The organism is Advenella faeciporci (assembly GCF_014652395.1).
Classification (GTDB): domain Bacteria; phylum Pseudomonadota; class Gammaproteobacteria; order Burkholderiales; family Burkholderiaceae_B; genus Advenella; species Advenella faeciporci.
Window position 1 is genome coordinate 80,655 of the sequence record NZ_BMYS01000004.1, and the last position, 12,333, is coordinate 92,987.

General features: G+C 48.3%; 13 protein-coding genes and 1 pseudogene. 9 read left to right on the top strand and 5 right to left on the bottom strand.

Going from position 1 to position 12,333, the window contains the following annotated elements; translation table 11 throughout:
- The first annotated feature begins 9 nt into the window (after positions 1-9).
- From IE074_RS04560 to IE074_RS04570, 3 genes are read left to right on the top strand one after another with little or no spacing between them, the layout of a single operon-like run.
- Positions 10-630 (top strand): class I SAM-dependent methyltransferase, encoded by a 621-nt coding sequence (locus IE074_RS04560; RefSeq protein ID WP_189384259.1) that lies wholly within the window; start codon positions 10-12, stop codon positions 628-630.
- 31 nt (positions 631-661) lie between these two features.
- On the top strand, positions 662-1,519 hold the full coding sequence (locus tag IE074_RS04565; protein WP_189384260.1) for an NAD(P)H-hydrate dehydratase: 858 nt from the start codon (positions 662-664) through the stop codon (positions 1,517-1,519).
- A 52-nt stretch (positions 1,520-1,571) separates the two neighbouring features.
- Positions 1,572-1,916: an avidin-fold protein gene (locus tag IE074_RS04570; RefSeq protein ID WP_189384261.1), complete on the top strand. Its 345-nt coding sequence runs from the start codon at positions 1,572-1,574 to the stop codon at positions 1,914-1,916.
- 112 nt (positions 1,917-2,028) lie between these two features.
- Here IE074_RS04570 and IE074_RS04575 read toward each other — a convergent pair whose 3' ends face one another.
- The gene (locus tag IE074_RS04575) at positions 2,029-3,015 is read right to left on the bottom strand and encodes a diaminopimelate dehydrogenase (RefSeq protein WP_189384262.1); all 987 of its coding nucleotides are present in this window, start codon (positions 3,013-3,015) and stop codon (positions 2,029-2,031) included.
- 145 nt (positions 3,016-3,160) lie between these two features.
- Here IE074_RS04575 and alkB point away from each other — a divergent pair, with 145 nt between their 5' ends.
- The gene (gene alkB / locus IE074_RS04580; RefSeq protein WP_189384263.1) at positions 3,161-3,808 is read left to right on the top strand and encodes a DNA oxidative demethylase AlkB; all 648 of its coding nucleotides are present in this window, start codon (positions 3,161-3,163) and stop codon (positions 3,806-3,808) included.
- On the opposite strand, the gene IE074_RS04585 is transcribed toward alkB, so the two are convergent.
- From IE074_RS04585 to IE074_RS04595, 3 genes are read right to left on the bottom strand one after another with little or no spacing between them, the layout of a single operon-like run.
- The gene (locus IE074_RS04585) at positions 3,786-5,039 is read right to left on the bottom strand and encodes a CaiB/BaiF CoA transferase family protein (protein WP_308429746.1); all 1,254 of its coding nucleotides are present in this window, start codon (positions 5,037-5,039) and stop codon (positions 3,786-3,788) included. The genes alkB and IE074_RS04585 overlap by 23 nt on opposite strands.
- Before the next feature lie 7 nt (positions 5,040-5,046).
- Entirely contained in the window at positions 5,047-6,429 is a 1,383-nt protein-coding gene (locus IE074_RS04590) for an MmgE/PrpD family protein (RefSeq protein ID WP_189384264.1), read from the bottom strand.
- 26 nt (positions 6,430-6,455) lie between these two features.
- Complete coding sequence (locus IE074_RS04595) at positions 6,456-7,259, bottom strand: enoyl-CoA hydratase/isomerase family protein (RefSeq protein ID WP_189384265.1); 804 nt, start codon at positions 7,257-7,259, stop codon at positions 6,456-6,458.
- Positions 7,260-7,435: 176 nt separating this feature from the next.
- On the opposite strand from IE074_RS04595, the gene IE074_RS04600 reads away from it, so the two are divergent.
- The 5 genes and pseudogenes from IE074_RS04600 to IE074_RS04620 all read left to right on the top strand — a co-directional run.
- Positions 7,436-8,224 (top strand): GntR family transcriptional regulator, encoded by a 789-nt coding sequence (locus IE074_RS04600; RefSeq protein WP_189384266.1) that lies wholly within the window; start codon positions 7,436-7,438, stop codon positions 8,222-8,224.
- A 68-nt stretch (positions 8,225-8,292) separates the two neighbouring features.
- A complete protein-coding gene (locus IE074_RS04605) occupies positions 8,293-9,261 on the top strand; it encodes a Bug family tripartite tricarboxylate transporter substrate binding protein (protein ID WP_189384267.1) in 969 nt (322 codons plus the stop codon).
- Positions 9,262-9,887: 626 nt separating this feature from the next.
- Positions 9,888-11,228 carry an NAD(P)/FAD-dependent oxidoreductase gene (locus tag IE074_RS04610; RefSeq protein WP_189384268.1) on the top strand — a complete coding sequence of 447 codons (1,341 nt, stop codon included), beginning with the start codon at positions 9,888-9,890 and terminating at the stop codon, positions 11,226-11,228.
- A 17-nt stretch (positions 11,229-11,245) separates the two neighbouring features.
- Positions 11,246-11,581: a hypothetical protein gene (locus IE074_RS04615; protein WP_189384269.1), complete on the top strand. Its 336-nt coding sequence runs from the start codon at positions 11,246-11,248 to the stop codon at positions 11,579-11,581.
- A 98-nt stretch (positions 11,582-11,679) separates the two neighbouring features.
- Positions 11,680-11,787, top strand: a pseudogene (locus IE074_RS04620) (oxidoreductase); the annotation flags it as partial.
- Positions 11,788-11,921: 134 nt separating this feature from the next.
- Here IE074_RS04620 and IE074_RS04625 read toward each other — a convergent pair.
- Positions 11,922-12,230, bottom strand: a complete 309-nt coding sequence (locus IE074_RS04625) for an ArsR/SmtB family transcription factor (RefSeq protein WP_189384270.1) — start codon at positions 12,228-12,230, stop codon at positions 11,922-11,924.
- Positions 12,231-12,333: the final 103 nt, after the last annotated feature.

Genomic DNA, 12,333 nt, shown 5'->3' on the forward strand with positions numbered 1-12,333 from the left:
ATAAACATCATGTCATCTGTTCCAGGAACACGCGGTTACGCCCAAAAGCCAGAGAAATTTGCCAAAGACTACGAAAGCGTCACGTTTGAAAAAGTCCACAAGCCCGTCAGGCATTATTATCCCATCCACAACAAACTGGCCAGCATTCTGGATATTGGCGCCGGTACCGGCCGCGATGCCGCCGCCTTGGCACGGGCAGGCCATTTTGTGGATGCCGTTGAACCCACCGCAGGCATGCGTGAACACGGCCAGCAACTGCATGCCAATGAACAAATCAACTGGATTGACGACAACCTGCCACATTTGCATAAAATTGTCGCCAGCCACAAAAAATATGATCTGCTGCTGCTAACCGCGGTATGGATGCACCTGACGCCAGAAGAAAGGGAAACCGCCATGCGCGTTTGCAAAAACCTGCTGCTGCCCGGTGGTGTCATGTCACTGTCCCTGCGTCATGGCCCGGTGCCCGCCGACCGACATATGTTTGATATTCCCGATGAAGAGGTGATTGAACTGGGCAAGGCACATGGCCTGCACCTGCTGCACCACAGTGTTCACAAAGGTGACACGCTGGGCCGTAATGAAATTCACTGGAGCTATGTGGTTTTTTCTGCAGCGCCTTCCGCATAAACACATCATCATAAAAAATTTGAAACTTTAAATGATTAATGAATATACCCGCTTCGCCCGACAGCATTTTCCGGAACTGTGCCAGCCCCGCCCCCTGGACAGCCACAAAGGCACTTTTGGCACCCTGGGTATTCTGGCCGGTGGCAAAAACATGGTGGGTGCTGCCCTGCTGGCGGCACGGGCCGCCCTGAAACAGGGTACGGGACGGGTTCATGTTGGCTTTACCCAGGACAGCCAACCGCTGGAAGTCGATACCGTGCAGCCCGAACTCATGCTCAACACGGCAGGAAAACTGCTGGGCAAAGAAGATATTGGCGCATGGGTGGCCGGTTGCGGCATGGGCCTGACACCCCTGGCGCAAAATTGCCTGGCGACCCTCTTCAACCGTTACCCCTATGCAGCCATTGTGCTGGATGCCGATGCCCTTACGCTTTTGTCTGAACACGCCTTTGCGCTTTCCCATGACAAGGCCCCACTGGTCCTGACGCCTCACCCGAGTGAAGCGGCCCGGCTGCTGGGCTGCACCACCGCCGATATCCAGAAAGACCGGAATCAGGCAGCACGAGAAATTTCAGGAAAACATACCGCCTGGACCGTCCTGAAAGGCTATCAAACGGTTATCTGCAGTCCCAAAGGGGAAATCACGGTTAATCATACCGGCAACCCGGGCCTGTCCACGGCTGGCACCGGAGATGTCCTCGCGGGTATGATTGGCGCCTGCCTGGCGCAGGGTATCACACCTGAACAGGCCATTGCCGGGGCGGTATGGCTGCATGGTGCCGCTGCCGATTATCTGGTATCACAGGGCATTGGCCCTGTCGGCATGACCGCCGGTGAAGTGCTGGATGCAGCCAGAACGGTGCGCAACCTGATTACCGTCCAGGCTTAATTAAAAAAATCGTATAAACTGAAATTAATTTCAAATTAAACCAGGATAGATAATGGCAAATATTTTAAATAATAAAAAATTTATAAATGCAGAAAATACAGCAAATGGAGAGGTATCTGGCGAAACCGTTTTTAACTATAAACAGGATGGCAAGCAAATAGAAGCCGTTTATTCAGGGGGTATTATTAAAAAAGGACACCTGATTGGTGTAATGACGGGCGATAATACATTTACCATGTTCTATCATCATGTAAACCTGAATGATGACATACGTGCAGGCCAATGCCATAGCACTATACTCACAGAACAGAATGGCAAACTAAAACTCATTGAAAGCTGGCAATGGCTCAATGGTGATTGTTCTAAGGGCCAATCTATCTTGATAGAACACGCATAAAAAAGCCACTGTCACATACAGCTTGCGACAGTGGCTTTAAACAGGATGCCGTATATACAGCCTGTTTTTAGAACTTAGTGATCACCCACGCTCCTGCGTGGTAACGAATCATTTACAGCAGTTCTTTACGCAATTCTGCCGCGCTCTTGGGCGACAGCAAACCTGGTGGCACGTCAAACGCTGTTTTCGCACCGGTCTGCCCCATCTGGTTCAGCCTGTAAGCGGCACGGGCATAGGCAACCAGCACGCTGGAGGTAAATTCAGGATTGCTATCCAGCGCCAATGAATATTCCATGACCTGGTTAGTGCCCGCACCAGTTTTACCACTGCGAATCACAAACCCGCCATGCGGCATGGCGGCATGGTCACGCTTGAGTTCTTCTTCAGTAATAAACGTAACCGTAGTATCGTAATCGGCAAAATAATCGGGCATGGTCACGATAGACTGTTCCACTTCGCCGGCACTGGCGCCTTCGGCCAACACCACATAGCAATCACGCTTGTGCTTTTCACGGGTGCTTAGTACAGGCATGGTACCGCTGCGTACCTTGTTCATGGCCTCTTCCACCGGAATGGTGTATTGCACACCGGCTTTAACGCCTGGCAGGCGGCGAATGGCATCAGAGTGCCCCTGGCTTAAGCCCTTGCCCCAGAACGTATAAGTGGCGCCTTCTGGCAAAATGGCTTCGCCAAACAGACGGTTAATCGAAAACAGGCCCGGATCCCAGCCAATCGCGATCAGGGAAGTCTTGCCAGCCAGTTCGGCCGAATTGTTCACTGCTTCAAAATACTCGGGAATTTTGGCATGCGTGTCAAAACTGTCAACCGTGTTGAACAAGGCAGAAAGAGCCGGTCCCTGCTCGGGCAAATCGCTTTTTGAACCACCACACAATACCAGTACGTCTATTTTGTCCTGGAATTGGGCAATATCGTCCAGCTTGTAAACCGGCACGTTTTGATTAACCAATGAAACACTTTCCGGGTCACGGCGTGTAAACACCGCCACCAATTCCATATCGGGTGTTTTTGCAATGGCAAGCTCCGTACCCCGGCCCAAATTGCCATAACCGGCAATACCCACTCTGATTTTCTGACTCATGCAATCGTTCTCCGTTTAAAGACAACAATTTTAACCGCAAATCAGACCGAATTTTTAGACAATCCAAATAGCATGCCAGGTTAACCTTAGTATGACCAATGATTAAGATAGAATTGAAATCATCCACCTTGATGACCAAGCCGCCATGATGTATGACCTTTTTGCCAACGAAACCACGGGTGAACATGAACAGATCGGCCCCGCCGCCTGGGTGCTAAGGGGATACGCACTGGCATACGCGCCCGAATTGCTGAATGCCATACAAATATTGGAACAAATCTCCCCTTTTCGCCATATGACCACGCCGGGGGGCTTCACCATGTCGGTTGCCCTTACCAACTGTGGCCGTTTTGGCTGGAGCAGTGATGAATCAGGTTATCGCTATTCTCAAACTGATCCCCTTAGCGGCAAAGCTTGGCCAGTCATGCCCGACATATTCATGAAACTGGCCAGCGAAGCAGCGGCAGTAGCCGGTTTTCCCCGTTTCCAGCCCGATGCCTGCCTGGTCAACCGCTATCTACCCGGTTCAAGGCTTTCTTTACATCAGGACAAGGATGAACGCGACTTCAGCGCCCCCATCGTTTCCGTTTCATTGGGCATGCCTGCCGTATTTTTGTTTGGCGGCCTGAAACGTACCGACAAAGCCCGGCGCATTCCACTGTTACACGGCGATGTCGTGGTTTGGGGTGGCCCCGACCGGCTACGTTACCATGGCATTTTGCCGCTAAAAGACAAACCGCACCCATTGCTGGGTAGCGTGCGATTGAATTTTACGTTTCGCGAGGCGGGCTAGATTCGGGCATAAACCCCACTTCACGCAAAATTTCTTCCGTATGTTCACCCAGATTGGGTGCATGCCGGTAAATACCGGGCGGGGTTCGTGAATAATTACCCACTGGCGCCACCGTACGCAAATGACCTTCGGTGGGATGCACCATTTTCACAATCTGTCCCGTCGCCTGCAAATGAGGATCCTCCAGCAAGTCTTCCACCTGATTCAAGGGTGCTACCGGGATATCTACCGCCGCCAGGGTTTCAACCCAATAGGCAACGGTATTACCCAAAATCATATCGGCCAGAAAACCATATACCTGGTTCACATGCCGGGCCCGGGATTCCACCGACTCAAATACTGAACCTGGCACCAGCAAATCGGGTCGGCCCACCAGGTCCAGAAAGCGCTGCCAGTGCTTATTGGTATGCACAATCACGCAAACATAACCGTCAGCAGCCTGATACGGTTTTCGTGGTTCCACCAGCAGACGGGAATAACCCATTTCGCCTTTGGGGGGTTCAAACGTGGCACCGCCAAGATGGTCATTCAGGACAAACTGCGCCATGGTTTCGAACATGGGAATTTCAATCGATTGCCCCTGCCCGGATTGCCGGCTTTCCAGTACGCCTGCCAGGCAGGCAATACCCGCCTGCAGGCCCACAATGCGGTCTGCCATGGTCAGGGGTACATAACGGGGTGGCAAGCCCGTATGCTGGCTGTACAGGGCCGGAATGCCCGTCATGCCCTGGATAAGATCATCGTAGGCCGGTCTGCCGGCATAAGGACCGTTATCACTGAATCCGTAGGCACCCGCATATACAATCTGCGGATTGACAGCCTTTACCGCCTCATAAGACAGTCCCAGACGCGCCATTGCCTGCGGGCGCACATTGTATAAAAAAACATCAGCGGTTTTGGCAAGGGCCAGACAGGCCTCACGGCCTTCTGGCGTTTTAAGATCCAGCACGACCGAACGCTTGTTACGATTCAAGTGCAGGAAATTGGAGCCCATGCCTTTATGCTGCCGATAGCCCATATTCCGGGTGGTATCCCCGGCGGGCGACTCAACCTTGATCACATCAGCCCCCAGATCGGCCAGAATCTGCGTGGCAAATGGCCCCATCACCACCGATGTCAAATCAATAATACGGATACCTTTAAGCGGACCGCAGGGTTCTGAAGCAAGCATAGTCATATTCTCTTCATCATTAACAAACTGTCCGGACATAACAGACAGGAGGTCGGTCATGTCATATTCAGGCAAAAATCACGTCCAGGGTGACGCGAATATTATCCTGCTGCTCCAGCCCGGACAACGCCTTAAACAAGGGCTGGGCCTTGCCGGCAATGCCCGTATGGTTTTGCCAGATCTGCAGGCAATCCATGAATTTGGCTTTCAGTGTTTCGGCATCAAGTGGTAAATTGGCATGCCCTATCGGGTAACGGATATTACCCGAATCAAATACACGGCCATCCTTCAATTCAATAACAACCCGGTCGTGCAAGGCGAAAGCGGTATCTGCCGGATCAAGCTCATCGGTAATTGCGATGCGTATCTTCGGATAGAGAGATTGCAGATCGGCTCTTTTGACAAAATCATCACTAAGCTCTGCCAACCCCACTTTACGAACCAGCAATGCGCAGGCAATATCAAATTCAAGACTGAACTTGGCTTCAAGCCCTGTTTCAGGGCATGGGTTCCTTAGCATGGATGCCTGCGGCTGGCCAATGGTGGCGACAATGGACGTAATTTCTTCAAGATTAAAATTTTCTTTATTGATAATGGCCAAGGTGCCGTCTATCACCCTGTGACCGGAATAACAAACCGGATATTGCTTGATATTCAATCCCTGCTGCACCAGCCGCCAGGTTTGACCCAATGTGGCGGGTGTTTGGGTATCCACATTGCCGGCCAGCGAGGTGGCTTTCAGAAAACCGGCCCGATGCTCGAAAATATCCGGACAGGCGGTAATGCCGGCGCGGGCCAGTTCTACTGCCTCTATGGCCATGCTGGCTGCACGTCCTGCATGCAGGGGTTTGGTCATCGTACCGAAATTGGCCACCAGCCCACTGGCCATACTGGCAGCAATTCCCAAGGCATTGGCGATTAATTCCTGGGGCAAACGGCTTAAATACGCATAGGCGGCTGCCCCTGCCACGGTGCCGAAAATGGTGGTCGGGTGCCACCCCTTGATATGGTAGGGGTCTTTTTCACGGGTAAACAGTTCGGCCCACACCTCATACCCCAAAATATAGGCATTTAAAACCGCTTGTCCAGACGCCGACAGATGAATACCGCCCGTCATCACAACCGGCATCAGTACCGTGCTGGGATGCGCCGACATGGCTACATCGTCGTAATCAAGGGCATGCGCTGCGGTTGCCCACAGGCAAGCCGCCTGTTCCAGTGGCAAGTGTTTTTGTTTAAGAAAAGGCACCGCCACATCAGTTTGGCCATTGCCTGCCCGCTGGCCAAAATGCCTGGCCAGAATTTGCACCACCGGCTCTTCACTGCCGGCAAACATGCAAGCCATGCTGTCCATGATGCCAATTTTGGCCAGGCGATACGCCTCCGGATCAACCGGATATTGATCAAACTGGTTAATAAAATGGACAATATCCTGCGTCAGACTACTCATTTTTCTTATCCTGAATAAAATTATGCTTATTTGCCTTTGAAGACCGGCTTGCGTTTTTCATTGAAGGCAAGCACACCCTCATAACGATCCTCGGTTTCAACCAGATGGTTATAAGCTTCAACTTCAAAGCGATAAGCGGTACGCAATTCCATTTGGCCGCCATAGCGCACGGATTTTTTGATTTGTTTCACCGAAAGCGGGGCATTACCGGCAATCACCGTTGCCGTTTCCAGTGCGGCGTCAAAAACAGCAGCGGGTTCGCAAACTTTATTCACCAGGCCCCATTCCAGCGCCTGTTCTGCCGTAAACGGTTTACCCGTCATGAGAATTTCCTTGGCACGCCGCTCACCAATCGCGCGCGGCAGGTTTTGTGTGCCGCCTGCCCCTGGCATGATGCCCAGGCCAACCTCGGGCAAGGCAAACCGGACATGGCTGCCAACATAAATAAAATCGCAACTTAACGCCATTTCAAAACCGCCCCCGTAAGCATGTCCGTTAACAGCCGCAATCACGGGAACCGGCAAATCAACCAGCGTCCAGTACATCCGTTCAAACAGTTCATGCTGCTTTTGCCATTGTTCACGGGTCATGCCATTGCGCTCTTTTAAATCGCCGCCAGCACAAAATATTTTTTCCTGTGCCCCCGTCAGAATAACGCAGCGAACCGGACCGGCATCGGCCGTCAGACGGTTCCATAAATCCAGTAAATCATGACCCATTTGCGTATTCAGCGAGTTGCCGGCAGACGGTCTGTTAAGGGTGACGACCAGGACGTGCTCATGACGCAGTTCGGTTGTTATTGTTTCGTATCCGGTTAATTCAAAAACCATGTTTGTCCCTATATAAATTTATGTGCACAGGCATTAATATATTTACTTCGTTTTGTACGTACATTATAAATATTTATCAATTAAATTCAATTAAATCAATTACTTTAATAATTTATAATTGTACGTATATTAAATATGAATTATGATCTTTCATCCAGACATTCACGAACCCGGCCATGCAACAAAAATCTGTTCCCCTGAAAAAACCCATCCCCAGGGAATCCGGCAACAAACGGATGCCCCGTTATGCATGGTTGCATCAAACCTTGCTCACGGATATTGAATCAGGCAAATATCCGGTAGGCAGCTATTTGCCAACCGAAGAACAATTAAGCATTATTTATGGCGTCAGCCGGCATACGGTTCGTGAAGCAACCCGTCGTCTGGCTGAAAAAGGAATGATTACCCGGTCTCCCAGTACCGGGACGGTTGTCAATTCGGCAACCCCCATACAAAACCAATCGGTCTATGTTTCAACCTTTGGTTCCATGAATGACTTAATGCTGTATACCGCCCAAACCCGCATTGAACCCTTTGCCCATGAAACCATACTGGCCGATCAGGACATAGCGCAGCAGCTGCTTGTACCGCTTAACGAAAAACTGGTCCGTTTACACGCCTATCGCAAACTGGTCAAGAATGATTTGCTGATTTCCTATTCACACATTTACCTGAATCCCGCTTTCAAAAGCCTTAAAAACCGGCTTAAAGGTAACCACCCCAGTGTTTTTGAGCTTTTAAAAACGGAATTCAGTCAGGAAATCGTGAAAGTTCACCAGGAAGTAGGAGCATGTCTTATGCCTCATCAAGGCATACAGGCGCTGCAACTTAAACCAGATTGCCTTGCTTTACGTATTACCCGCGTTTATTTTGACAAATCAAACCGCCTGCTGGCGGCCTCAGACAACTTCTATATTGAAAACAACTTCCGCCTGATTACCACATGGCAGAAAGAAAATGAGTAAACCAAAAGTTTAATTAAATAATGTTATTCAATAAAGAACTTATTCATTCTTCCTTATGGAGACAATATATGAAGAAATTTATCGCTTCACTCTTACTTGGCTGCACACTTGCTACCGGTGCGGCATTCGCCGCTTACCCTGAAAAAAGCGTTCGTATTACGGTACCCTACCCAAGCGGTCAAACCACCGATGTGATTGCCCGCTTGCTGGCAGAACAGTTTTCAAAAGAACTGGGCCAGCCTTTTGTGGTTGAAAACAAAGGGGGTGCAGGCGGCATTATTGGTGTGGAAGCCGCCAAACGGGACAAACCCGATGGTTACAGCCTGTTGATTGCCGCATCAGGACCATTGGGCATCAACCCTTCCCTATATACCAACCTGCCTTATGATCCAGTCAAAGACTTCACGGCCGTTGCCATGGTTTCAATGGTGCCTTTGTTTCTGGTGACCCGTAGCGATTTCCCGGCAAATACGGTCCCGGAACTAATTGACCATATCAAAAAAAATCCGGGCAAAATCAATTATGGTTCAGGTGGCATTGGCTTAACCAATCACTTAACCATGGAAATGTTCAAACAGGCTACCGACCTTAGCCTGCTGCACGTTCCCTACCGGGGTGCCACGGCCGCGGTGGCGGGCTTGGTGGGTGGTGATACCAGTGTCATGTTTGAAGCGGCTCCAGCTATCAAACCATTGGTCCAGGACGGGCGCCTGAAAGTATTTGCCGTTGCCAATAAAAGCGGTGCCCAGGCTTTTGAGGGCGTACAGCCACTGGATAAACTGGGTGTTCCCAACTTTGATGCCACTGCATGGATTGCATTGATTGCGCCAACCGGCACACCTGATGAAGCTATCCAGACATTAAATAAAACCATGAACAAAATTTTGCAGGATCCTGAGCTTAAAGCAAAACTGGCGACTATTGGCAATGAAGTTTTTATTGCCAGTCCGCAAGAAAGCCAGGCATTTATTAAAAAAGAAATTGAAAGTTGGGGTAAAGCTGCCAAAGCGGCAGGTGTTGAACCGGCAAAATTGTAAAACCGGGTTTTTCAGTTATTAAAGCCGGTTTTACGGCAATATTTTTTCAACACTGCATTTATCACGGGATATTGAATCCTCTGATGAATGCAGTTTTTTATTGGTCAAAATTTATATTTTCAGAAAAATTTTGATAATTCAAAAAAACAGGTGTTTATGCCGATTTTGGGTTTTCTTTTATGTTATTAAACTTATTTATATATAAATGATTAATAGACAGATGCTCTGTGGATAAGTCTGGTTACCCTATAATTTTCTTTATTTTCAATAATTTACAGCAAAATTTTGTTGTTTACTTATGCTCTTTTTAAAATTGGATAAAGTTGAACAAGTTATCCACAAAAATTCTAAGATCTGCTTATGAACTTTTCATACAAAAGTTATCCACAAATCATTTTCTTAGCAGTTATCCACAGGTCGAATTTTCATTTTCCCCGTTTTTTTGAGCATTTTTTGACCAATTTAATGGATTAATTTGTAAAACAGGTTTTTGTATTTGAAAAAATTCGCACAGCGATTATTTATATCTATACATTTAAATGTATTGATATATTTTTTGTTACAACTTATAATATTTGTGTAATCCGAGCTTTATTTTTTTACATAAATATCAACAGGGAGATAATATGGCTTATACCAAGACAGGGTTATCTGCAGCAAGAAGGAAACTCATCAAAATCATGGGAGCTTCAGGTCTTGGCATGTCTGGCCTGGCTTCTGTTGCACAATTTGCTTCTGCTCAAACTATATTAAATAATAATGTTCGTATTGTGATTGCCGGCAGTGGTCTGGCGGGTCTGGCAGTTGCTTACCGTTTACGCAAGCAGTTGCCCAATGCAAAAATCACCATTCTTGATGCCAAGAAAGAACATAATTACCAGCCAGGTTATACCCTGCTGGCAACAGGTATCTGGAACTCAACCCAAAGTGTTCGTGATCGCAATGAACGCTTAATGCCACAAGGGGTTGAGTGGGTACAAGAGGCTGTAGGCGGTTTCGAACCCGAATTGAACCAGGTTCAAACCGTTTCGGGTAAAAAGTTTGACTACGATTATTTAATCGTGGCCACGGGACTGGTTTTCAGATACAACGAAATTGAAGGCATGGATATTTCCGCGATTGGCCAAAATGGCGTGGGCAGTGTTTATCACAGTCCCGATGCGGCAGCCAATACCTGGAAAGCCATGGATGCATTTCGCCAGGAAGGCGGTCGTGCCGTGATGACATTGGCGCCCACGTTCATGAAATGTGCCGGCGCCCCCCTGAAAATGACCTTCATGGTGGCTGACCGGCTGGATGAAGCAGGTGTAAAAAGTAATTCACAGGTTGATTTTTTTGCGCCGTCCACGTCTATTTTCAGCGTAAAAACGGTAAATGATCTGGTGCTTGATCGATGGAAACAACTGCCGGTTAGCACCAATGTTCATTTCCACCGGAAATTGACAGGTGTTGACATCACGGCCAAAACCGCTTATTTCACTGATCAGGATGGGGCGGTTCATAAAGAAGACTATGGTTTCCTGCATGTCGTGCCGCCCATGTATGCCCCCGATGCCGTAAACCAAAGCAGTCTGGTGGTTGCTGATGGCGTGCAAAAAGGCTGGCTGGATGTAGACAAGGGAACCTTGCAGCATACCCGTTACCCGAATGTATTTGGATTGGGGGATGTAAACGGGACGCCACGCGGAAAAACAGCGGCCACTATCAAGAAAAGTGCGCCCATTATGGTGCATAACCTGTTGCAACACATGCAAGGTAAACCGGCAGACCAGCTATTTGATGGCTATACATCGTGCCCTATGCTGATTCGTCGCGGTTCGGCCTGGTTGGTTGAATTCAACTATGCCGGAGATCTTACCCCCACTATGCCGCTTATTGACCCCTTACAAGACAGTTACCTGGCCTGGTTCTTAGAGGACATGTTGTTAAAACCCGCTTATATGGCCGTTCTGAAAGGCAAGGCTTAGTTTAAAAGGAGAGAATAATGACTGAATTTTTACTGGGCCTGAATATTCTATATGAGTGGTTTTTGTTAAGCCCCGTTTTGCCAGCAGTGATGGTGTTGCTGTTGCTTGCCGTTTATATATTGGCTTTGCTTAAAAAACCGCTTAACTGGAAAGGTGGCTGGCCATTAAGCTGGAAACTGGGTGCATTACTGGCCATTATTGCTTTTTTTGGCGTTCCCTGGTGGGTGGATTCTTCGGTTGCCGAATTGAAATATCTTCCCGATTGGTTAATGAATATTGCCATGGCAATAGGTATTGGCGCTTATGGTGCCTTGCTGGTGTGGCCATTGCTGGGAATGAAACGTAAGACCTGATTGATCCCGGGCGTAAATCCCCGTTTAATCCAGGACGGGGAATCCACTTGGCCATAACTAATATTCAAGATTATTGTCCCGCTAATGGAATTGATCAGTTCATTTCCAGTGAATCTGCGCTTAATATTCCTGCCGAAATGGTTCATTATGGTGTTAGCAAAGCCGCATTGCAGGGTGTTTCACGCGGGCTTGTTGAAAGCATTGCCTAAGGTGCTTACCGTTAACGGGAACCCCCGTCATTGGGTAAATTGTCTGGCTGTATAAAAAAGACTGACATCGATTTTACATGGATGTCAGTCTTTTTTTGTTTAAGCCGTTGGCAAGATGATTATGATGCCTGTTAGCTGGTTTCGACGTTGTCGCCAGAGCAGTAAATTTTGTACAGTGCGGCAATAATGGGTTCGGCATTTGCCGTACTTAAGCGGTAAGTCAGGGTGCGCTGGTCGCGCGTGAAGTCCACCACGTTTTCACTACGTAATTTAGCCAGATGATTGGACATGGCAGTTTGGCTGATACCCACAATTTTGGTCAATTCGGTGACGTTACGCTCACCTTCAAGAAGTGTGCATAAAACCAGCAAACGGTGAGGATGTGCAATGAGTTTTAAAAAGCGGGCAGCTTTTTCGGCACTGGCAGCCATGTCTTGCATGATGGGCTCGTATAATTGAATAATTCTGTGATTATAGACTTAAGCATAATATTAATCAATAAACATCAATATATTTGAATTTCATGATTTATTGATATAATAG